19 protein-coding genes are annotated in these 21,982 nt (G+C 70.0%); 6 read left to right on the forward strand and 13 right to left on the reverse strand.

What is annotated here, in order from left to right; translation table 11 throughout:
* Positions 1-7: 7 nt before the first annotated feature.
* Positions 8-1,456: a glutamine synthetase family protein gene (locus G5C60_RS03105; RefSeq protein WP_165254602.1), complete on the reverse strand. Its 1,449-nt coding sequence runs from the start codon at positions 1,454-1,456 to the stop codon at positions 8-10.
* Between the two features lie 152 nt (positions 1,457-1,608).
* Here G5C60_RS03105 and G5C60_RS03110 point away from each other — a divergent pair, with 152 nt between their 5' ends.
* Positions 1,609-3,021 (forward strand): cytochrome P450, encoded by a 1,413-nt coding sequence (locus G5C60_RS03110; RefSeq protein WP_165254603.1) that lies wholly within the window; start codon positions 1,609-1,611, stop codon positions 3,019-3,021.
* Positions 3,022-3,043: 22 nt separating this feature from the next.
* Here G5C60_RS03110 and G5C60_RS03115 read toward each other — a convergent pair whose 3' ends face one another.
* From G5C60_RS03115 to G5C60_RS03145, 7 genes are all read right to left on the reverse strand, one after another.
* Entirely contained in the window at positions 3,044-3,973 is a 930-nt protein-coding gene (locus G5C60_RS03115) for a zinc-binding dehydrogenase (protein ID WP_165254604.1), read from the reverse strand.
* Positions 3,974-3,975: 2 nt separating this feature from the next.
* Positions 3,976-4,854, reverse strand: a complete 879-nt coding sequence (locus G5C60_RS03120; protein ID WP_165254605.1) for an ABC transporter ATP-binding protein — start codon at positions 4,852-4,854, stop codon at positions 3,976-3,978.
* Entirely contained in the window at positions 4,851-6,683 is a 1,833-nt protein-coding gene (locus G5C60_RS03125; protein ID WP_420907336.1) for a dipeptide/oligopeptide/nickel ABC transporter permease/ATP-binding protein, read from the reverse strand. Before G5C60_RS03125 ends, G5C60_RS03120 begins: the two co-directional genes overlap by 4 nt.
* Positions 6,680-7,621, reverse strand: coding sequence for an ABC transporter permease (locus G5C60_RS03130; RefSeq protein ID WP_165254606.1), 942 nt, complete (start codon positions 7,619-7,621; stop codon positions 6,680-6,682). Before G5C60_RS03130 ends, G5C60_RS03125 begins: the two co-directional genes overlap by 4 nt.
* A gap of 13 nt (positions 7,622-7,634) precedes the next feature.
* Complete coding sequence (locus G5C60_RS03135) at positions 7,635-9,143, reverse strand: ABC transporter substrate-binding protein (protein WP_165254607.1); 1,509 nt, start codon at positions 9,141-9,143, stop codon at positions 7,635-7,637.
* A 108-nt stretch (positions 9,144-9,251) separates the two neighbouring features.
* Complete coding sequence (locus tag G5C60_RS03140; protein ID WP_165254608.1) at positions 9,252-10,142, reverse strand: sugar phosphate isomerase/epimerase family protein; 891 nt, start codon at positions 10,140-10,142, stop codon at positions 9,252-9,254.
* Positions 10,143-10,172: 30 nt separating this feature from the next.
* Entirely contained in the window at positions 10,173-11,276 is a 1,104-nt protein-coding gene (locus tag G5C60_RS03145) for a Gfo/Idh/MocA family protein (protein WP_165254609.1), read from the reverse strand.
* Between the two features lie 643 nt (positions 11,277-11,919).
* On the opposite strand from G5C60_RS03145, the gene G5C60_RS03150 reads away from it, so the two are divergent.
* From G5C60_RS03150 to G5C60_RS03160, 3 genes are all read left to right on the forward strand, one after another.
* Positions 11,920-13,152, forward strand: a complete 1,233-nt coding sequence (locus G5C60_RS03150) for an ROK family protein (protein ID WP_165254610.1) — start codon at positions 11,920-11,922, stop codon at positions 13,150-13,152.
* Positions 13,153-13,314: 162 nt separating this feature from the next.
* A complete protein-coding gene (locus G5C60_RS03155) occupies positions 13,315-14,469 on the forward strand; it encodes a Gfo/Idh/MocA family oxidoreductase (RefSeq protein ID WP_165254611.1) in 1,155 nt (384 codons plus the stop codon).
* Complete coding sequence (locus tag G5C60_RS03160; RefSeq protein ID WP_165254612.1) at positions 14,466-15,386, forward strand: sugar phosphate isomerase/epimerase family protein; 921 nt, start codon at positions 14,466-14,468, stop codon at positions 15,384-15,386. Before G5C60_RS03155 ends, G5C60_RS03160 begins: the two co-directional genes overlap by 4 nt.
* A gap of 134 nt (positions 15,387-15,520) precedes the next feature.
* Here the strand turns inward: G5C60_RS03160 and G5C60_RS03165 are convergent, their stop codons facing one another.
* The 5 genes from G5C60_RS03165 to G5C60_RS03185 all read right to left on the reverse strand — a co-directional run bounded on the left by G5C60_RS03165 (position 15,521) and on the right by G5C60_RS03185 (position 19,972).
* Positions 15,521-16,102, reverse strand: a complete 582-nt coding sequence (locus tag G5C60_RS03165; protein WP_165254613.1) for a DUF1097 domain-containing protein — start codon at positions 16,100-16,102, stop codon at positions 15,521-15,523.
* Between the two features lie 2 nt (positions 16,103-16,104).
* Entirely contained in the window at positions 16,105-17,139 is a 1,035-nt protein-coding gene (locus G5C60_RS03170; protein WP_165254614.1) for an alpha/beta fold hydrolase, read from the reverse strand.
* A 30-nt stretch (positions 17,140-17,169) separates the two neighbouring features.
* A complete protein-coding gene (fmdA, locus tag G5C60_RS03175) occupies positions 17,170-18,417 on the reverse strand; it encodes a formamidase (RefSeq protein ID WP_165254615.1) in 1,248 nt (415 codons plus the stop codon).
* A gap of 24 nt (positions 18,418-18,441) precedes the next feature.
* Positions 18,442-18,723: an FmdB family zinc ribbon protein gene (locus G5C60_RS03180; RefSeq protein WP_165254616.1), complete on the reverse strand. Its 282-nt coding sequence runs from the start codon at positions 18,721-18,723 to the stop codon at positions 18,442-18,444.
* Positions 18,724-18,871: 148 nt separating this feature from the next.
* Positions 18,872-19,972 (reverse strand): substrate-binding domain-containing protein, encoded by a 1,101-nt coding sequence (locus G5C60_RS03185; RefSeq protein ID WP_206439046.1) that lies wholly within the window; start codon positions 19,970-19,972, stop codon positions 18,872-18,874.
* Between the two features lie 154 nt (positions 19,973-20,126).
* Here G5C60_RS03185 and G5C60_RS03190 point away from each other — a divergent pair, with 154 nt between their 5' ends.
* Together G5C60_RS03190 and G5C60_RS03195 are read left to right on the forward strand one after the other, a co-directional pair.
* Complete coding sequence (locus tag G5C60_RS03190; protein ID WP_165254617.1) at positions 20,127-20,570, forward strand: MarR family winged helix-turn-helix transcriptional regulator; 444 nt, start codon at positions 20,127-20,129, stop codon at positions 20,568-20,570.
* 101 nt (positions 20,571-20,671) lie between these two features.
* Positions 20,672-21,916, forward strand: a complete 1,245-nt coding sequence (locus G5C60_RS03195; RefSeq protein WP_165254618.1) for an MFS transporter — start codon at positions 20,672-20,674, stop codon at positions 21,914-21,916.
* The last annotated feature ends 66 nt before the right edge of the window (positions 21,917-21,982 follow it).

Consider the following 21,982-nt stretch of genomic DNA (forward strand, 5'->3'; position numbering starts at 1 on the left):
CGTCACGTCAGTACTTCCAGCGGTACGCCGCCGCCACCTGCTCGTCGTCCAGTCCCGCCACGGCCGCGATCTCCCCGAGGCGTACGGCGATCACGGCGTCGGCCAGGACCGGTCCCAGCGCGGCGCGGAGTTGTTCGTCCTTGCGGAACTCCTCGACGGCCTCGTCCAGCGACGTCGGCAGACGGAGAACGCCCCGGGCCGCCGCATCCTCGGGGGCGAGCCGCGCGGGATCTCCGGTGATCTCGTCGGGCAGGGACGCGGCGGACTCCAGGCCGTCGAGCCCGGCGGTGATGAGGCAGCCGAGCGCCAGGTACGGGTTGGCGGCGAGGTCGACCGGCTTCACCTCCAGGTTCGCCGCCTGGTCGCGATGGCCCGCCGTGCCGGTGATGACGCGTACCGCGGATTCGCGGGTCTCGCGGCCCCAGGCGGTGAACACCCCGGCCCACTGCGAGGGCTTGAGCCGCAGATAGCCGGCCGGACTCGGGACGGTCACGGCCGTCAGCGCCGGCAGGTGGGCGAGCAGACCGGCGGCGAACGACTCGGCCTCGGCCGTCATGCCGTACCGGCGGTCGCCGCCGGAGTGCAGGTTCATCCCGTCGCGCCAGGCGGAGAGATGGACGTGGCCGCCGTTGCCGACGCCCTCGGCGAAGACGGCCGGTGCGAACGAGACCTTGAGGCCGTGGCGCTGGGACACCGCCCGGATGGTCTGCCGTACCAGCACGCTCCGGTCGGCCGCGGCCACCGGGTCGAGCGCGCCCACCGAGATCTCGAACTGACCCGCCGCGTACTCGGGGTGGAGCTGGTCGACGTCCACGCCCTGGGCCGCGAGTGCGGCCATCAACTCGGCGGTGCAGTCGCTCAGTTCGACCTGTCGGGTGGCGCTGTAGGCCGGGCCGGAGGCCGCGGGAACGAAGTCGTCGTCGAGGGCTGACCTCTGAACGACCGATCCGTGACCGACTGATCCCCGACCGATCGCTCCCTGACCGAACGACCACTCGATCTCGATGCTCGCCTTGAAGGTGATCCCGTGGCGCTCGGCGGCGTCGCCGACGATCCGGCGCAGGAAGGTGCGGCTGCACCCAGGGTGCCGATCGCCCTCCTGGGTGATGCGGTCCACCGGGGCCCATGCCCAGCCGGGCTGTCCGGACAGGACGACCAGGTGGTCGAGGTCGGGGTAGAGGCGAAGGTCGCCGTCCGGTGAGCCGAGCACGTCCGTGGTGACGATGGAGTCGTTCGCCAGGAAGGTGTCGAACACCGGTGACATGCCGACGCCCCACGCGGCGGCCGAGGCGAGCCTGGCCGGCGGGATCGTCTTCACCCGGCCGATGCCCGCGGTGTCGACGTAGGACAGGACGACACCGTGTACGTCCCGCCCGGACAGCTCCGCGCTCAGCGCGGTGGCCCGCTCGACGTCGCCCGGGCGCCCGCCGGGAACGGGATCGGCAAGGGTGGTCATACGTCCTCCTCGGCGAGGTTCCTTTGATGCTCACGTAGATACCGCACCCGGACAACTCCCCCCGGCCGGCCTGAGGTATGGTCTCCCACCGGTCAGTAACAAAACCGAACGGTTGCCCGCCGTTACGGAGAGTGTCGGAGGGCCGCAACACGATGGAATCCCAGCTCGGTGACGGCGCATCCGTGGATCTGGACGACACGCGGCTGGAGGCGATGACCCCGGAACCGCTGCTGACCCGGGACTACGAGACGCGCCCGGCGCTCGTGTACGAGCGGCTGAGGCAGCGGCACGGCCCGGTCGCGCCGGTCGATCTGCTGGGTGTGCCCGCCTGGCTGGTGCTGGGGTACCGCGAGTCGCTCCAGGTGCTCCAGGACGACGACGGCTGGCCGAAGGGTCTTGAGAACTGGCGGGCCCGGTCGGAGGGCCGGGTGCCGGCCGACTGGCCGCTCGGTCCCTCCCTGGAGGTCAACCATGTGCTGATCCAGGGCGGTTCGGGCTACCGGACGCTGCGGTCGGCGTGGGACGTGGCGCTCAAGCCGTTCCAGGACCCGCGCCATCCGCAGGCGAAGCGCCTCAGGACGGCCGTCACGGCGTACGCCGACGAGCTGATCACCCTCATCGCGCAGGGCGGCGCCACGGGTGTGGCGGACCTGTCCGCGCAGTTCTCGCGACCGCTGCCGCTGATGGTGGCCAGCCATCTGCTGGGCTTTCCCGGCTCGCAGGGCGACGACGCCCTGATGGACATGTGGCGTGTGCTGGACGCGGGTCCTGACGCCGAACCCGCGCTGGAGCGGCTGCTGGACACGCTGGCCGAGCTGGCGGCGGCGAAGCTGGAGAAGCCGGGGGACGACTTCCCCTCGTACCTGCTGGCCGCGCACCCGGATCTCTCGCTCGACGAGCTGGCCCGTGAGTTGTTCATGCTGCTCGGCATGACGTCCGACCACGTCGGCATCCTCGTCTCCAACACCGTGGTCGAGGTCATCTCGGGTGAGGGCGGGGTGCGGGCCAGCCTGTCCGCCGGGATGGTCAGGGAGGCCATGAACCGGGCGGTCATGCGCAAGCCGCCGCTGGTGAACTTCGTGCCGCGGTTCGCGGCCAAGGACACCCCGCTCGGGAACTACACGATCCGCGCGGGCGACCCGGTGTGGGTCTCCTCGGCCGCCGCGCACGCCGATCCGCTCTTCGCCGACCATGTGGGCGGGAGCACCACGATCAGCACCCGGGCGCACCTGTCGTGGGGTGCGGGCCGCCGCCAGTGCCCGGCCCCGGCCCGCGAGCTGGCGTCGACCGTCGCGGCGGTGGGCGTGAGCCGGCTGTTCGAGCGGTTCTCCCATCTGGACCTGGCACTCCCGGCCGACCAACTGCCCTGGCGTTCCTCCCCGTTCATGCGCGGCCTGAGGTCGCTGCCCGTACGGTACGAACTCACCTCGCCGGCCGAGCAACCGGCGCCGGTCGACGCGGAACCCGAGGAGGCCGCCGGGACGGTCGTCGTACGGGATCAGGCGGCGCGGCAGCGGTCATCGCTGTGGCGGTACCTGACAGGGCTGATCCGCCCGGGCCGTTGACCTCCTGAGCCGGGCCACGCCGTCACACGTGGCCCATGTCCAGCACCACCTTGCCCCACGCGTGCCCGGACTCGACCTCACGCAGCGCGGCCTCCGCCTCCTCGAAGGGGAAGACCCCGCGAACCTGAGGATCGAGGCGGCCTTCCGTGACGCGGGACGCCAGCTCGGTGAGCGTCTTCGCCGAGCTCTTCCGGGACAGCGGACGGGCGCCGAACCGGGCGGCCGTCTCGGGATCGGCGACCGTGAGCACCCGGCAGCCGGGGGAGAGCACGCCGGCCACACCGTGCAGCGCGTCGCCGCCCACGAGATCGAGGACCGCGTCGGCCCCGTCCGGCAGGACCGCCGCCAGGCGGCCGTCGAAGTCGTCGCTGTCGTACGCGATGGCCGTCGCGCCGAGCGACTCGACGAACTCGCGTTTGGCCGCACGGGCGCTCCCGACGACCGGCACCCCGGCCTCGCGCGCGAACTGCGCCGCCGCGACGCCGACACCGCCGCCGACGCCCAGGATAAGCAGCGTCTCGCCCGCGACCAGGCCGAGTTGGCCGAGGGCGTCGTACGCGGTGCCGGCCGCCACCGGCAGCGCCGCCGCGTCGGTGAAGGACAGCGCGGCGGGCTTCGGTGCCGTCCGGTCGGCGGTCAGGAGCGCGAACCGCGCATAGCCGCCGCAGCCTCTGGCGCTGGTGCCGAAGACCGGGTCTCCGACGGCGAACTCGTCGACGCCTTCGCCGAGTTGCTCGACCACGCCCGCGACCTCGCGGCCGAGAACGGCCGGCATCTCAAGAGGGAGAAAGGCGCGGTGCATGCCCTCCCGGACCTTCCAGTCCACCGGGTTCACCCCCGCCGCGTACACCTCGACGAGCAGCTCACCCGGTCCGGGGACGGGCCTCGGCAGATCGAGGAAGCGCTGCACCTCCGGGCCGCCGTACCGGGTGAATCCGTATGCGGTGGGCACCGTCAGCCTCCCTGCGCTGATGTGAGACTCCGCCGCTGCTCACGGCGGTCCCGCTGCCGGTCCGGATCGGGGACGGGGGCCGCGAGCATCAGCCGCTTCGTGTAGAGGTTCCGCGGCTGCGCCGTCACCGTGGCGGCGTCACCGGACTCCACGATCTCGCCGCGGTACATCACCGCGACCCGGTGGCTGACACACCGTACGACCGACAGGTCATGGGTGATGAACAAGTACGCGACCCCCGTGCGCTGTTGGATCTCGATGAACAGGTCAAGCACCCGGGACTGGGTGGACAGGTCGAGGGCGCTGACCGGTTCGTCGCAGACGATCAGCCGGGGATCGCGGCACAGCGCCCGCGCGATCGCGATGCGCTGGCGCTGCCCGCCCGAGAACTCGCGGGGCAGCCGCCCGGCGGCGTCGGCCGGCAGCCGGACGTCGTCGAGCAGTGCGCGGACGCGGGCGTCGGCGGCCTCGCGAGCGGTGCCGGCGACCAGCAGCGGCTCGGTGAGGATGTCGTTGACGGTCATCGCGGGATTGAGCGAGGTGTACGGATCCTGGAAGACCACCTGGATGTCGTCGCTGAGCGCGCGCCGCTCGCGCCCGGCCAGGTTCGAGATCACCTGGCCCGCATAGCGGATCTCGCCCTGCGTCACAGGGGCCAGACCCAGCACCGCGCGCCCGAGCGTCGTCTTCCCAGACCCGGACTCGCCGACCAGGCCGACCGTCTCGCCCGCCCTGATGCCGAGGGAGACGCCGTGCAGTGCCCGGAACGGCGGCTTGCGCCAGCCCTTGGCCGGATAGTCCACGACCACACCGTCGATCTCCAGCATGTTCCCACTCGTTTCGGAGGCGGCAGGTGACTCGGAAGCGGGTAGCGCGGTCATACCTTCTCCTCCAGGGTCGCGGGGGCGGACGGGACGTCCGGCAGGGGCGTACGCAGCGGGGCGTCCTCCAGCGTCGACGCCAGCAGCATCCGGGTGTACGGGTGTTGCGGGTCGGCGAACAGCTCCCGTACCGGAGCCGACTCGACGACGCGGCCCGTCTGCATGACCACGACGCGGTCGCAGATGTCGGCGACCACACCGAAGTTGTGGGTCACCAGGACCAGGCCCATTCGCCGCTCCTGCTGCAACTCCCTGAGCAGATCCAGCACTTCGGCCTGCACGGTGACGTCAAGGGCGGTGGTCGGCTCGTCGGCGATCAGCAGGTCGGGGTCGCACGACACCGCACCGGCGATCAGTACACGCTGTGCCATGCCGCCGGAGATCTGATGGGGATACGAGTCGTACACGCGCTCCGGCTCGGCGATCCCGACGCGCTCCAGCAGGGCGAGGGCCCGCTTCCGTGCCTCGCCCGCGGAGATCTTCAGGTGCAGACGCATCGGGTCGGCGAGCTGTGTGCCGATGCGGAACGACGGGTCGAGGTTGGACATCGGCTCCTGGGGGACGTACGCGATCCGGCTGCCCCGCAGCGAGTTCATGCCCTTGCGGCCGAGGCGTCGCAGGTCCTGTCCGTCGAAGGAGATCCGGTCGGCCTCGCGCCGGGCCTCGGGCGGCAGCAGACCGAGCACGGAGAAGGCCGTCTGGCTCTTGCCCGAACCGGACTCGCCGACCAGCCCGACGACCTCGCCGCGGCGCACGCTCAGCGACACACCGTCGACCACCGTGGATTCGCCCGCGGGGCCGGGATACGTCACCCGCAGGTTCCGTACGGTCAGGAGGTCGTCGCCGCCCTCGGAGGCGTCGGCCTCCTCAGAGGTGGGCTCGTCGGTGGGCACGGTCACTCGTGGCGTCTTCGTTCGCCGGGCGGGCGCCGCGCTCCCGCTCTCCAGCAGCGCGTCGCGCAGGGCGTTGGCGAGCAGCCCGAGCGAGGCGACGGTGATGACGATGGCGATACCGGGCGCCAGCAGGAGAGTGGGCCTGGTGTAGAGGTTGGCGAACGCGTCGTTGAGCATCGCTCCCCAGCTGGCCTGACTCGGTGAGCCGAGGCCGAGGAACTCGATGCCCGCCTGGATGACGACGGCGACGCCGAACATCTGCGCCGACTGGATGATCGTGGGCGCCTGCACGACCGGCAGGATGTGCCGGCGCACGATGCGCAGGTCGCTCAGGCCCGAGACCCGGGCCGCGTCCACGTACAGCTCCTCCCGCACCGATGTCACCGAGGCCCGTACGAGGCGGAAGACGCCCGGCGCGAGGATGACGCCGAGCACCGCCATCGCCGCGTTGGCGTTCGGGCCGATCGCCGCGATCGCGACCAGCAGCACCATGATCGCCGGTGCGGCCATCACGAGGTTGGCCAGCCAGCTGAGGACGGCGTCGAGCCGGCCGCGGTAGTAGCCGCTCAGCAGCCCGGCCGGAACGCCGATCAGCAGGGCGACGGCGACCGCGATGAATCCGCCGAGAAGGCTGACGCGGCCTCCGTGGAGGAGCTGCGCGAGGATGTCCCGGCCGACGCTGTCGGCGCCCAGCGGGTGGCTGCCGCCCGGCGGGGCGAACGCGTCGTTCAGCGACGACCGGGTGGGACTGTTCGACGTGAGCAGCGGGGCGCAGACGCTCGCCAGGACGACGAGCGCGAGGACCACCAGGCACCCGACGGCCACGGGGTTGCGCAGCAGTCGGCGCAGGAGGTTGCTGCGTCGGGGGAGCGGGCCCGCGGTGTCGGTGGCCGTGGCCGGCTTGTCGGGCATGTCTTCCGTACCAGGGACAGTCATCGCACGCGCACCTTCGGGTTGAGCCAGCCGTAGGCGAAGTCGACCAGGAGGTTGACCGCCACGACGATGAACACCAGATAGACCACGACCCCCATGACCAGCGGGGTGTCGCCGTTGACCGTCGCCTCGACCGCGGCCGAACCGACCCCGGGGAGCCCGAACACCTTCTCGATGATGACGGCGCCGCCGACCAGGCCGATGAACTGCAGCGACAGGACCGTCAGAGCGGGCGGCGCCGCGTTGCGCAGCACATGCCGGAACAGCACGCGGCGCTCGCTCAGCCCCCGGCTGCGCAGCGTCCGTACGAAGTCCTGGCGCAGCACGTCGATCACCGAGCCGCGCACCTGCTGGGCCGTCGCCGCGATCGCACCGATGGAGAGCGAGATCGCCGGCAGGGTGATCGACCGGAACCAGCCGGACAGGGACGTCGACAGCGGTACGTATCCGGTCGCCGGGAGCCAGCCCAGTTCGACCGCGAGCGTCGCGGACAGGAGCAGCGCCATCAGGAAGCCGGGCACCGCGTACCCGGTGATCGCCGTCAGCTGGACCAGCCGGTCGAGCCACCCGCGGCGGACGGCGGCGGCGACGCCGAGCACGACGCTGAGCACCGTGGCCAGGATCAGTCCTGCGACCACGACCGACAGGGTCACCGGCACCTTCAGCACCAGGCTGGAGGAGACCGGCTCACCACTGAACCAGGACGCTCCGAAGTCACCGCGCACGGCATGGCCGAGCCAGTCGCCGTACTGCGAGAGCCAGGGCCGGTCCAAGCCCAACTCCTGGGATTTGGCGGCCACTTGATCCTGGGTGGCCATCTGCCCCGCGATGTTGCGCGCGGCGTCGGCCCCGGTGAGGCTCATCATCGCGAAGGCCGCCGTCGCGAGCACATAGAGGAGCACCAGGCCGGCCAGGACGCGGCGAACGAGAAAGGTCAGCATCGCAATTCCCTGGTCAGGACGCGGGGGCCATGTTGCGGATCGGCACGGCCGACACGTACGACCGGGGCGTCACCTTGATCTTCTTCGAGTTCCCCTGCACGGCGTCCAGGACGTCCCACGGGGCGTTGAACGCGTTCGTCTGGAGATACGCGTTGATCTCGCGGAACGCGTCGGTCTGGGTACTGCCGGTCGCCTTCTGGGCCTTGCCGATCACCGAGTTGAGGCTGGGGTCGAAGTCCTTGGCGGGGTTCCAGGCGGCGTCCTTGGTGAGTTCGCTCTGGATGAAGTCCCAGGGCTGTCCCGACTGGAGCTTGAACCAGGACATCGCGTACTTCCCCGACTGGAGGGCGGAGAACAGCTCGGTGAACGGAATCTTGTCGACCTTGACCTTGATGCCGATGTCCTGCAACGACTGCGTCATGACGGCCTGTTGGCCGGGCGCGACCGACGAGACGTCGGGCATGGTCACGGTGAAGCCGTTCGGGTATCCGGCCTCGGCGAGCAGCTTCTTCGCCTTCGCAGGGTCGTACGGATAGTTCTTCTCCAGCGACTTGTCGTACCAGCTGCTTCCCTCGGTGGCCATCTGCGAAGTCGCCGTGGCGTAGCCGAGGTTGACCTTCTTGACGATCGACTCGCGGTCGAAGGCGTAGTTAAGGGCCTGCCGGACCTTCACCTTGCCCAGGGCCGGCACGATCTTCCCGGCGCGGTCCCAGATGTAGAGGCCCTCGACGCTGTCCGGGTGTGCCTTCACCTCAAGTCCCCGGCCCTTGACCTGACTTGCGGTCTGGGGAGTGATCCGGGCCCAGTCCACCTGCCCCGCCAGCAGCGCGTTCAGACGCGCGGTCGGATCGCTGATGTTCCTGATGACGATCTTGTTGAAGGGGTATGCCTTCTTGTTCCAGTAGTCGGCGTTCCGAGTGAAGGTGTACGTGCTGCCGTTGGTCGTCGCGCCCTTGTCCAGGACGTACGGGCCCGAACCGACCGGTCCGCCCTTCGCCTCCAGGTTCTTCGGGCTGGCGATCATCCCCGACGGATCGCCGAGGCTCGCGACGAGCTGGGGATCCGGGGCCGACAGGTGGATGGCGACCGTCGTGGAGTCCACGGCGTCGACCGAGGTGATCGCGTTCAGCTTGCCGGCCGCCTCGTTCGCACCCTCCTTGGTGTGCATGAGGTTGGCCTTCACCGCGGCGGCGTCGAGGGCGGTGCCGTCGGTGAACTTCACCGCGCTCCTGAGCTTCATCGTCAGAACGGTGCGGGTCTTGTCGTAGGACCAGGAGGTCGCGAGGTTCGGCTTCGGATTGGCCTGCGCGTCCAGGTGGACCAACGAGTCGAACACCGGCTCGTAGTACTGGATGTTGTCGCCCAGGACCGCTGTCGACAGGTCCCAGGGGGTGGCCGCGTTTCCGATCGCGAGCGTGAGTGTCCCGTTCGAGCCGGCGGCGGGCGCGTTGCCGGAGCCGCCGCTGCACGCCGTCACGGACACCAGGGTCAGAGCTGCCCCTGTCAGCGCGATTCTGCGCATGTCGTACCTCTTTATGTCTTGACGTGGTTCGTGTGCCATCCGGTGCTCCGGCTGGAAGGTGTTCGCGTGCTGTTCGGTGGTGCGGGGTCGCCGGTCCTGACCGTCGCGTCAGTGTGTCTGCCGGGTGGCCCATTCGCCGCAGAGCCGGACGCTTTCCTCGGGGGTGGGCTGCGCGCCCCGGTCGACCTCGATGACGAGCCAGCCGTCGAAGCTGTCGGGCAGCGTCGCCAGGATCTCCGGGATGTCGACCGAGGCGTGACCGGGCTCGGCCCACAGGCCGGCCAGGACCGTCTGCTGGTAGGTCCAGCCCTCGGCCTTGCCGCGCTCGGCGATGTCGGCGTGGAAGTCCTTTACATGCATGCTCGCCACGCGGGGCCCGTAGTCGCGGATGAGGCCGGTGACGTCGGCACCGGCCCAGCCGAGGTGGCCGATGTCGGGGCCGAAGGAGAGGACGTCCGCGGGGACGGTGTCGAGGATGAACCGGGTCTCTTCCTCGGTCTCCGCCCAGGTGCCGATGTGGGGGTGGAAGGCGGCGGTGACACCGTTGGCCTTGGTGGTCTCGCCCATCCGCGCGAACACGTCGCGAACTCGCTCCAGCCGCTCGGGAGTCGACTCCGCGCCGACCGCCGGCCGGTGCACGCGGGGCGCCTGCTTGTTCATGCCGGTGGCCACGAAGACGGTGGGCAGGCCGAGTTCGGCCATCTGCGAGCTGATCCGGTCCGTCTTGTCGAGCAGCCCTCGCAGGCTCTCCTCGTCCATGGGCAGCGGTCCGGAGATGTAGCCGGGCGCGGGTGCGAGTCCGTGGTCGGACAGCAGCTTCCCGTACTCGGCGGCCGTCATGTCCGCGGGCACTTCGGCGTGCACCGCGGGGATGCCCGCTTCGCGGATGACCTTGAGCCGCTGCGTGAGTGAGGGTGCCAGCGCGGGGTCGATCCAGCCGTCGTCGGTGGCGATCCACTGGAGGGGGTTGATCGCGATCTTGTCGGGGCTGATGGTCATGTACGTCCTTCCCTGGGGCTTCCGGAGGGGTCAGGCGGAGTAACGGGGCTGGGGGCGTTCGCAGGTGCTCTGGAGCTGCACGAGCCGGCCCTGCTGGGAGGCGTCCTCGACGGCGCAGAGCGCTTCGAGTACGTGGAAGGCGAAGGATGCGTTGGCGCGGTGCGGGCCGCCCTCGATCGCGTCCGCCAGGTCGCGGACTCCGAGGCCGCGGCGGTGCTGCTCGCGGGTGTCGACGGCACCGAAGAGGCCGACCGCCGGTTCAAGGACCGTCCAGTCGGTGTCGCCGTGCCGCCGCAGCCGCACGTCGCCGTCGAAGTTGTTGGGGTTGGGCAGCGAGAGCGTGCCCTCGGTGCCGTAGATCTCCATGCGGGGCAGCTCGGTGTCCCAGATGTCGAAGCTCATCAGGGTCGTGCCGATGACGCCCGAGGCGAAGGTGAGCACGGCGGAGGCATGGGTGGGGACCGTGACCTCGATGGAGCCGACGGTGCTGCCGGGTGCGGTCACGGTCCTGACCGGGGCACCGATCCGGCTTGCCGCGGTGACGGTCCGAATCGGTCCGAGGAGGTTGACGAGGATGGCGAAGTAGTACGGACCCATGTCCATCACCGGTCCGCCGCCCGGCTGGAACAGGAAGCGCGGATCCGGGTGCCAGGCCTCGGCCTTGCTGTGGCTGATGAAGGCGGAGGCACCGACCGGTGTGCCGATCAGCCCGGCGTCGACGGCCTTGCGCGCCGTCTGGCTCGCGCTGCCGAGGAAGGTGTCCGGCGCCGAGCCGAGCACCCGCCCGCTCCTGGCCGCCGCCTCCAGGACGGCTCGGCCCTCCGCGACCGTGGTCCCCAGGGGCTTCTCGACGTAGACGTGCTTGCCGGCCTCCAGAGCGGTGGTGATGGTGCGCGCGTGGTGCACCGGCGGCGTCAGGTTGATGACGATGTCGATGGACTCGTCGGCGTACAGCTCCGAGTCGTCGCCCCACGAGGAGATGTTGTGGTCGGCGGCGGCCTGCTTGGCGCGGGCGACGTCGACGTCGGCCACCCGCACGATCTCCAGCTCCGGATAGCGGGCCAGGCCGGTGACGTACCGGCCGAAGATGTTGCCGCTGCCGAGGATGCCGATCCGATGCGTCGGCTTGGTCATGGCCAGAATTCCTCTCGGTGTGGCGATGCGCGGGGTGGGGGAACCGGTCGGTCACTTCGAGTGCCGCGAGATTTCGCCGCTCGGTTGCCGGATATTCAAGGGCTGTGCGGAGGCGTCGGACGAGGGCCGTGGTCCGCTGAGCAGAACGCGCACGGTCTGGTTATCGAATCGTGATGCGCAAGGCTGATGGTGTGTCAGGTGACGTGGCCGCGTTCGTGACGGCGGTCGGGTGCGTGGCGGTCGCGACTGGGGAGCTCCGTTGCTCGCGCGGAGAAAGTCGCAGATCAGCGCCTGTTCTTCGCATCCCTCTTCGGTCCGGACGGCGGTGGGCGCGAACGGTGAGGCGGCATGCGAAAACCCGTCGGCGCGCATGCGGATGGGGTCGTCATGCGGGCCGACGGGGAGCAGGGGCGGGGAGCGCGTCTCATTGAGTGACCGGCCGTCATTGACTCCGGGAGGCCATCACTGATAAATGACCTCGCTTTTTCCGGGCCGTTATCAGCGGCTGCGGTGCCGCGTCTCGTGTCACGATCTTTTAGTTCGTGGCTGTGGAGCAAGATGCCGTTTTTAATTTTCCTGTTTGACTAAAAACGGCATAACGAGGCACCTTCGACCTCTGGACAACGGCATTAGGATCAAGAACGTGCATAAAGAAGACGGGTACGTCGCCAGTCCGGCCCTGCTCCCGGCGGTGCCCGTCGGTCTGCGCAAAGTCCTGGATCTCGTGGTGGCAGGTGAGGCGACCAGCCGTGCGGAGATAGCCCGGCGCACCGGTCTGGCCCGGTCGACGGTCGGTCAGCAGGTCGACCATCTCGTCGGGCGCGACATTCTGCAGGAGCTCGAGTCCCGGGAGTCGGTGCGCGGGCGTCCGCCGAAAGTGCTGACGCTCAGCCCGCGGGCGGGGACCATCGCCGTGGCGGACGTCGATCTCCTGGTGTCACAGGTCGCGATCGCCGATCTCACGGGGCGCGTGATCGCGCGGGAGACCGTGGACGTCCGGATCGACGCCGGTCCTGAGGCAGTGCTGGAAGCGGTGACCCAGCGGCTGTTGAGACTGCTGGCACGGTACGAGCGCGATCCGGACCGGGTCCGCGAAGTAGTGGTGGGCCTGCCCGGCGCTGTGGACGTCCAGCGCGGCTGCCCGGTGCGGCCGAACGGGATGCCCGGCTGGGACGCCTATCCGGTGGCGGAGCAACTGCGCGAGCGTTTCCGCGCCCCCGTCGTGGTGGACAACGACGCCAACCTCATGGCTCTCGGCGAGGCCTGCCAGGAGCAGGTGGACACTCCACTGCTGTGCATCAAGATCGCCACCGGCATCGGGGCCGGGGTCGTCACCGCCGATGGTGAGGTGTACCGCGGCGCCGACGGAGCCGCCGGCGACATCGGGCACATCCGGGCCGTTGGCGGCGGCGACGTCCTGTGCGCCTGCGGCAACGTCGGCTGTGTCGGAGCTGTCGCCTCGCACCGGGCCGTGCTGCGCCGCCTCGGCATCCCCGAGTCGACCGACGACGACCCGTTGTACGGCACGCACGAGCTGGTGCAACGCGTCGCGAACAACGACCCGCCGGCCGTGCGTGCCCTGCGTGAGGCCGCCACCGAGCTCGGCGAGGTGGTGGCCATGCTGGTCTACATGTTCAACCCGCGCACCCTGGTACTCGGCGGTCCGCTGAGCGACCTCCGCGACGACCTCCTGTCCGGAGTCCGCGCCGTGGTGTACCAGCGCGCCCTGCCCCTGGCCACCCGCAAGCTGACCATCACCACGACGCAGCTCGCCGGCGACTCCGGGATCCACGGCGCCATCGCCCTCGCCACTCGGGACGTCTTCAGCGCCCAGGGCGTCGCCCGGATGCTGGCCGACGACTCGGGGGGCGGATGACACTTCTTGCGCGGGTTCGACGTGTCGGCTGCCGGGACACGGCAGTCGTCGGCCGGTCCGCTGATCGGACCGTCCACCTTGGTCCATGCCACAGCTCATCGCAGGCTCCTCGAGAGCCCGTCCGGCGCCCCAGGCCGGTCGGAAGACGACGGAGGTGCACCCGTGGGTGACTCGCTACGGGCGGTCGTGGTCGGAACCGGCATGATCGGCGCCGTACATGCCGCTGCGATCCGCGCCGCCGGCGGCGGCGAACTGGCCGGAGCGGTCGCGTCGACCCCCGAGCGCAGCACACAGGTCGCCAAGGAATGGAACGTACCGGACCGTTACCCGGACTTCGAGGCGGTGCTCGCCGACGACTCCGTCTCGGTCGTGCACATCTGCACCCCGAACGCGCTGCATGTCCGGCAGGCGGAGGCGGCCCTGCGGGCCGGCAAGCACGTGATCTGCGAGAAGCCGCTGGCCACATCGGCCGCCGACGCCGAACGCCTGACGAAAGTGGCGCACGCGTCCGGACTGCTCCTCGCGGTCCCCTTCGTCTACCGCTACCACCCGCTCGTACGAGAACTCCGGGACCGGCGGCTGCGCGGCGAGTTCGGGGCGTGGCAGCTCGTCCACGGAAGCTATCTGCAGGACTGGATGCTGGCCGAGGACGCCGCATCCTGGCGGGTCGACCCGGCCGAGGGCGGACCCTCTCGGGCGTTCGCGGACATCGGATCGCACTGGTGCGACCTCGTCGAGTGGGTCGCCGGGATCCGCTTCTCCGAGCTGACCGCGCGGCTCGCCACCACGATCGCCACCCGCCCCGCGGGCACCGGCGCCAGCTTCGCGACCAACGGTGAGGGCCCGCGGGTCGCGGTGCGCACCGAGGACGTCGCCACGGTCCTGCTGCGCACCGACGACGGGGTGCCGGCCACGCTGACGGTCTCCCAGGTGTCGGCGGGCCGCAAGAACCGGCTCTGGTTCGAACTCGACGGCGCCGAGGGCAGCGCGGTCTTCGACCAGGAGAACCCCGAAACCGTCTGGCTGGGCGCCGAGGACGGAGCACGCGTGATCGTCCGCGACCCGAACCACGGCTCGCCCGAACAGCGGCGGCTGTCCCGGCTGCCCGCCGGGCACACGCAGGGCTACGCGGACTGCTTCACCTCGTTCGTCGCCGACGCCTACGCGGCGATCGAGGGAGCCACGCCGGACGGGCTGCCCACCGCGGCGGACGGTGTCCGCTCGGCCCGGATCGTCGAGGCCGTACTGAAATCGTCGGCGTCGCTCACCTGGACCGACGTCGACGACACCCCCGTAACCCTGGAGGCCCCCGCATGAAACTCGGCATGCTCACCGCCTGCCTGCCCCGCCTGTCCCTCGCCGAGATCGCCGCCTGGGCGAGCGAGGCGGGATACGAGGCCCTGGAGGTCGCGGCCTGGCCGGGCACCGGCGGGCGGGACTTCGAGGCCGCGCACCTGCCGGTGGCCGGCTTCGACGCACGCGCGGCCGACGAGACCAGGGAGCTGTTCGCGCGTCATCGCCTGGAGCTGTCCGCGCTCGCCTACTACGAGAACAACCTGCATCCCGATCCCCAGCGACGGGCCGCGATCCACCAGCATCTCAAGGCGGTTATCGACGTCGCGGCGGCCCTGGGCGTCCCGTACGTGGGCACGTTCATCGGCCGGGACTGGACCCGGCCGGTGGCGGCCAATCTCGACGAGGCCGAGAAGGTCTTCCCCGAACTCGTCGAGTACGCGGGGCAGAACGGCGTACGGATCATCATCGAGAACTGTGTGATGGAGGGCTGGCACCCGGACGGCTACCCGGGCAACCTCGCCTACTCGCCCGAGCTGTGGGAGTGGATGTTCGGCCTCGACGTCTACCTCAACTGGGACCCGTCCCATCTGACGTGGATCGGCGTCGACCCGGTGAAGACCATCGCGCCGTACGCCGACCGCATCGTGCACGCCCAGGCCAAGGACCTCGAGATCCTGCCCGGCGCCGTCGACCGCTACGGCGTCTTCGGCAAGGCCGTCCAGCGCGACGACCCCTGGGACACCGGCTGGTGGCGCTACCGCGTCCCTGGCCGCGGCCAGGTCGACTGGAACGCCGTCGTCGACGCGCTCTACGAGAACGGATTCACCGGCACCCTCTCCGTCGAGCACGAGGACCCGCTCTGGTCCGGCACCGAAGAGAAGATCAAGACCGGCCTGGAGATCGCCCACCGGACGCTGCGCCCGCTGATCGTGGCTTGAAGCGCCCCTCCTCGCTTGAAGCGCCCCTCCTCGGTCTCGTCGCGGCGAGCCGGATCGAGCCGAGGAGGCCGAGGCCGAGGAGGAGAGGGGCGTCGGGGCCCGTCAGCCGCGCAGCTGATGGCGGGCCCCTGTGCTCAGGCGCGTGCCTCGCTGGCCGCAGGAGTCACCTCCCCGCTCTCGCGCACGTCGGGCTCGGGTGCCGTGGCCGGTGGGGCGAACATCAGCCGCAGTCCGAGGGTGGCCGCGAGCGGGCCCAGGGCGCACATCGCGGCGGCGCTGACGAAGGAGGCCCCCAGATTCCCCGCGTCATAGCCGAATCCGCCGAAGTACGTGGCGAAGGTCGACGCGAAGCCGAAGAACATCGCCGGGATGAGAGCGAACGGCTTCAGCCGGCCGGTCGCCAGCAGGGTGCCGTTGACGAAGAAGATCACCACGCCCAGCGCCAGGGTCTGGGCGAACTCCCCGGTGCCGAACATCGTGCCGGTCTCCCGGTTGAGCAGGACGGCCACCACCGCGAACCCCGCCCCTGTCGTGGTGGCGGTGATCATGGAGATGGCGTTGGCGATGCTCGGACCGCCTTGCATGAACGTTCCGGCCCAGGTGATGAAGATCGCCCAGGTCGGCATGTTGAGCGGGCTCAGGAGGAGGAAGACCGTCGCGAAGGCGACGATCGAGGCGCTGACCTCGTGCGGCAGTCTGATGCGTCCGATGCTCATGGCTACGCCAATCCGCCCGGCTTGGCCAGCAGTTCCTTGATACCCGTGTCGATGAACTCGGTGTCCTTGGGGCTGCTGCCGCCGCCGGCGAAGTGGCCCCAGATGCCGGGGATCACGCGGAGTTCGGCGCCCGGTATGTGGCTGACGGCCCAGGCCTCGTCCTCCGGCGGGAAGTAGAGGTCCTTCTCGGCGGGCATGTCGAGCGTGATCGCCTTGATGGAGCCCAGCGCCGCCTCTGTGTCCCCGTCGAAGCCGGGGGTGAGCCCGACGTCGCCGTTCTGCCAGGTCCAGAGCATGGTGAGCAGGTTGTTCGGGTCGCGGCCGTCGAGGAAGAAGCCCTCCCAGAAGCCGACGAGGAAGTCCTCAAGGGAGGTGTAGCCGAGCTTCTCGTACTCCTTCTCCCAGTAGAACGCCTGCGAGAAGCCCCATCCCGCGTACACCCGGGCGAGCGCGCGCAGTCCGGTGGTCGGCCACTTGTCAGCGTCGTACCAGCCGCCGTTGAAGACCCCGTCGGCGGTCAGTGCGGACTTGACGCCTTCCAGGAAGACCTTGTTGTGGGCGCTGGTGCGCGGGGAGCCGCAGAAGGGGGCGATCCGCTCGACCATGTCCGGATAGCTGACGGCCCACTGGAAGGTCTGCCCGGCGCCCATCGACCAGCCGGTCACGAGCTGGATCTTCTCGATGCCGAACTCCTCGGTCACCAGCTTGTGCTGGGCCGCGATCTGGTCGTACACGGTGATGTCCGGGAAGCGGGCGCGGTCGTACGGCGGCGGGGTGTTGCTCGGCGAGGTGGACAGGCCGTTGCCGAGCATGTTCGGGACGATGATGAAGTACTGGTCCGGGTCGAGCGCCATGCCCGGGCCGATGAGCCACTCGTTGTCCCAGTGCCGCCCGGAGTACCAGGTGGGGTAGACGATCACGTTGGACTTGTCGGCGTTGAGCTCGCCGTACGTGGTGTAGGCGAGGTGGGCGCCGCGCAGGGTGGCGCCGCCCTGGGTGGTGAAGTCGCCCAGCTGGAAGGTGAGATGTTCGCTCATGGGACTGACTGCCTTTCAGGGGACCGCTGTTCAGGAGGTGACCGCGCACTGGCCGCGGTCGGCTTTTCTGGGACCCTCGGCCGACGGACGGATGTCGAAGTCGAAGATCGCCGTGGGGAGGTAGAGGGTGCTGCACGCGTTGGGGATGTCCACGACGCCGCTGATCCGGCCCTCGATGGGCGCCGAGCCGAGCAGAAGGTAGGCCTGCTCGCCGCTGTAGCCGAAGGACATGAGGTAGTCGACGGCGTTGAGACAGGCGTTGCGGTACGCCATCGTCGCGTCGAGGTAGTGGTTGGTGTCGGTCTCGTGGTCGACGGAGATGCCGACGAACGAGATGAACTCGCTGTACTGGGGCGCGACATTGCCGGGCATGAAGATCGGGTTGGTCGTGACTCCGTACTTGTCCATGCCGCCCTTGATCAGGTCGACGTGCAGGTCGATGAAGCCGCCCATCTCGATGGCGCCGCAGAAGGTGATCTCGCCGTCGCCCTGACTGAAGTGCAGGTCGCCGCCGGAGAGCAGGGCGCCGGGCACGAGGACGGGGTAGAAGACCCGTGAGCCGCGGGTGAAGTTCTTGATGTCGTGGTTGCCGCCGTTCTCGCGGGCCGGGACCGTGCGGGCGCCTTCGGCGGCGATACGGGAGGCGGTCTCGTCGTCCGCCGTGCCGGACAGGGCGTTGTCGGCGAGCGGGGGCAGCGCGAGCGCCGGAACCCGGTGCGGATCGGTGTCGATGAGGGCCTGTTCGCGGGCGTTCCAGCGGGTCAGCAGTTCGGCGGAGGGTGCGGTGCCGAAGAGCCCGGGGTGGGTGATGCCGGTGTAGCTGACGCCGGGGATGTGCCGGGAGGTGGCCTGCTGGCCGTGGAAGTCCCAGACGGCCTTGTACGAGTCGGGGAAGCGGTCGGTGAGGAAGCCGCCGCCGTTGTTCTTGGCGAAGACGCCGGTGTAGCCCCAGCCTTGCCCGGAGCCTTCTCCTTGCGACTGCGGTACGGGGCCCAGGTCGAGGATGTCCACGACGAGCAGGTCACCGGGTTCGGCGCCTTCCACGGCGATGGGGCCGCTGAGCATGTGGGCGTGGGTGAGGTCGACGTCGCGGACGTCGTTGGCCGAGTCGTTGTTGCCGATCTGGTTGTCGGTCCAGTCCCGGCACTCGATCCGGAACTCCGAGCCGGGCTTCACGGTGACGGCGGGCGGGATGTCGGGGTGCCAGCGGTTGTGGCCGGGGACCTTCTGGTCGCGCATGGACAGGGCTTGGTCGACGCTGAAGACGACTTCGGGCATGAACTGCCTCCGGAACAGGGGGGATCAGGGTTTGGGCAGCAGGGCGTGCCGGGGATCGGCGGGCGCGGCCGGACCGCGGCGGGCCGGGGGAACTTCGCTGACGACGCGCGGTTCGTGTGCGCTGGCCTCCTGGGCGTGCAGGGCGCGGGACAGGCGAGCGGGGGTGCGGGTGAGCATCGGGGCGGTGAAGACCCGGCGGGCCCGGTCTCCGCAGGCCTCGCACGGTTCCTCGGGGAGGGCGCGGCCGATCGGACGGATCACGTCGAAGGTGCCGCAGCCCGGGCAGCGGTATTGATACGTGGCCATGGACGATCAACCTCCAAAAGCTTCGAGAGAAAAGTATTTTCAGCCGAAGCAATTGGGCAAGGGTCCGTGCGTTACGTGCGTGTAAAAGATGCGGGTAAAAGAAGGGTCCGCCACGGGATCCGCCACGGGGTCCGTCATCCGGGGCCGGCTACGGCAGCTGCTGGAGCACGTCCCACTGCAGTCCGTCGGCCGCGGCGAGGAACACGCGCTGCTTCAGATGGCGGTCCTGGATCTGTACCGTGCCGCGCGGAGTCTCGTACTCGAGGCCCTCGGCGGTCGCCTGGATGCGGTCCATGTCCATGCTGCCCGCGCGGCGCAGCAGTTCGGTGAGCATGCGGACGCCCTCGTAGCAGGATTCGCCGAGGCTGTTGAGCACCGGAGCCCGGGGCCCGAACCGCCGGAAGTACGCGGCGGCGAAATCCAGGCCGTACGCGGTCGGCAGGTCCTCGAAGTAGCCGGCCGAGGTCATCAGGCCCCGCGTGTTCTCGGGCCCGGTCGCCAGCAGCACGTTCTCCTCGATCAGCGAGCTGAACCGGATGTGGTCGCGGTCGAGCCCGGCGGCGGTGAACGCGCGGTTGAACAGTACGGCGTCGTCGCCGATCAGCAGCATGAGAACGGCCTCGCAGCCGCTGGCCGCGACCCGGGCAAGCACCTGGCCGAAGTCCTTGGTGCCGAGCGGCACATACATCTCGTCGCAGACCTCGCCGCCGAGTTCGCGCAGATAGCGGTGGGCGGCGCGGGCGGAGGAGCGCGGCCAGACGTAGTCGTCGCCGACGATCGTCCACCGCCGGATGCCCAGCTCGCCGGCGAACCACTGCAGGGCGGGCCGCAGTTGGCGGTTCGGGGTCTCGCCGGTGAGGAACACGCCGGGGGAGCGCTCGCCGCCCTCGTACAACGCGGTGTAGACGTACGGCACCCGGCCGTCGATGCGCGGGGCGACGACCTCGCGGACGGCGGAGATGTGCCAGCCGGCCACCGCGTCGACGGCGCCGCCCGAGATCAGCGCGTCGATCTCGGTGGCCACCTGCTCGCGCGGCGCACCGCCGTCGACGAGTACGAGCCGCAGCTCCTTGCCCAGCACTCCCGACTCGGCGTTGACCTCCTCGGCCGCGAGCTGGGCGCAGCACTCGCAGGACGGGCCGAAGATCCCGGCCGGGCCCTGGAGCGGGATCACGAGAGCGACATTCAGCGCGTCCCGGGTCCGGGGGCCTGCCGGAGAGCCGAGCCGGACAGACGCCTTCTCGATCATAGGCGCTCACACTAGCGATTGGTTGCTACGAGAATATTTCGCAGCGATAAGGAAATGACTGTATCGTGGAACCACTCCATGTGAACCGGTCTGCCGTCGTGCGCCGACGGTCACCATGGCAGCGCAACGACACCGACGAACCTTTGGCAGGGCGATGACGACGACCTCGGCGACGGCCGTATCCGACCTCGACTTCGCGCGGGCGCTCACGCTCGTGGAGCGGAGCGTCGTATCGAGGATCGGTGAGGCGCTGAAGGCGGAGGGCGCGACACTCGAGGAGTGGCGCGTGCTGTCGTTCCTGGGTGACGGCGCCGGTCACGCGATGACGGAGATCGCCGAGTTCGCACTGCTGTCGGCCCCCACCCTGACCAAGGTGGTCGACCGCATGGTGTCCTTCAACCTCGTCCTGCGCCGGGTCGACGACACGGACCGGCGACGCGTGCTGGTCTTCGCGTCAGAGCGCGGCAACGAGGCCCTGAAGCGCTGGACGGCGGCCGTCGAACACGAACAGGAAAGCATCGTGACCGCCCTCGGCGACGAGGAGACGGCGCTGCTCAGGACCCTGCTGCAGCGCGCGTGGAGGCGTCTGGGTTCCTGAGACGACGTAGGGCGGTTGTTTGACCCGCGGCCTGCTGCCCGCTTTGATCTCGCTGGTCGACGTGAGGTTGTTCGGGCGGGACAGTGAGGGGGGCGCCGGGAATGGCGGCTGGGCAGTCGCTGGGGCGGCAGTTCGGGTGGCTCTGGGCGGCGTACGCGACGAGTACGTTCGGCACGCGGCTGGCGTTCGACGCGTTCCCCCTGATCGCGGTCCTCGTGCTGCACGCCGGGCCGACCGAGGTGTCCGTGCTGGCGGCCGCGGGGCTCGCGGTGGGGGCGGCGGTGGCGGTGCCGCTCGGCCCGTGGGTGGAGTTCCGCCGCAAGCGGCCGGTGATGGTCGCGATGGACCTGACCCGGTTCGCGGCGTTGATGAGCGTCCCCGCCGCGTTCGCGCTCGGCCGGCTCAGCTTCGCCCAACTGCTGGTCGTGGCGGTCGTCGCGGCCGCAGCCGACATCACCTTCAGGGCGGCGAGCGGCGCATGCCTCAAAGCGCTCGTACGGCCGGAGGACCTGCTCGTCGCGAACGGGCGGTTCGAGTCCACGATGTGGACCGCCACGGCGCTCGGACCACCACTGGGCGGGGCCGCGATCGGACTGTTCGGCCCGGTGACGACCCTGGTGGCCGATGCGGTCAGCTACCTGCTCTCGGCTCTAGGGATCCGCGCGATCGGCGGGAAGGAGCCGCGGCCCGTACGCACCGATGCACCACGGCTCCGAGCCCGTGACCTGCTCGAAGGGTGGCGGTACATCCTGACTCACCCGGTGCTGCGACCGCTGTTCTTCAACCAGATCCTGGTCGCCGGCCTGATCATGGCGACCTCCCCGCTGCTCGTCGTCCTCATGCTCGGCCCTCTGGGGTTCGCGCCCTGGCAGTACGGCCTCGCGTTCGGAGCACCCTGCGTGGGCGGCCTCATCGGGGCGCGACTGGCCCGCCCACTCGTGGCGCGGTTCGGACGGCACAAGGTCTTGTTCACCGCCGGAGTGCTGCGCGCGTGCTGGCTGCCCGGGTTGGCCTTCATCGGCCCAGGCACCGGCGGGCTGGTCCTCGTCATCGCCGTCGAACTCGGGCTGATCACCTGCATGGGCGTGTTCAACCCGCTGTACGCCACCTACCGGCTCGAGCACACCCCGACGGACCGGGTCGCCCGCACCCTGTCCGCGTGGTCGGTCACCAACAACGCCACCATCGCGGCCATGACCGCCCTGTGGGGCCTGCTGGCCGGCATCACCGGCCCCCGCACCGCGATCGCGATCGCCGGTCTCCTCAGCCTGACAACTCCGTTCCTGCTTCCACGCCACGACCACACGCCACAGCACGAGCGGGAAGCGGTGCGGAGCCAGACATGAACTACCGCGACTCGCGCCCGGCGGGACGAGGTCTGTTGCGGCGCGAGCCCTCACCACCGGACAGTG

Origin of the sequence: Streptomyces scabichelini (genome assembly GCF_011045015.1) — a bacterium.
GTDB classification, from domain to species: Bacteria; Actinomycetota; Actinomycetes; order Streptomycetales; family Streptomycetaceae; genus Streptomyces; species Streptomyces scabichelini.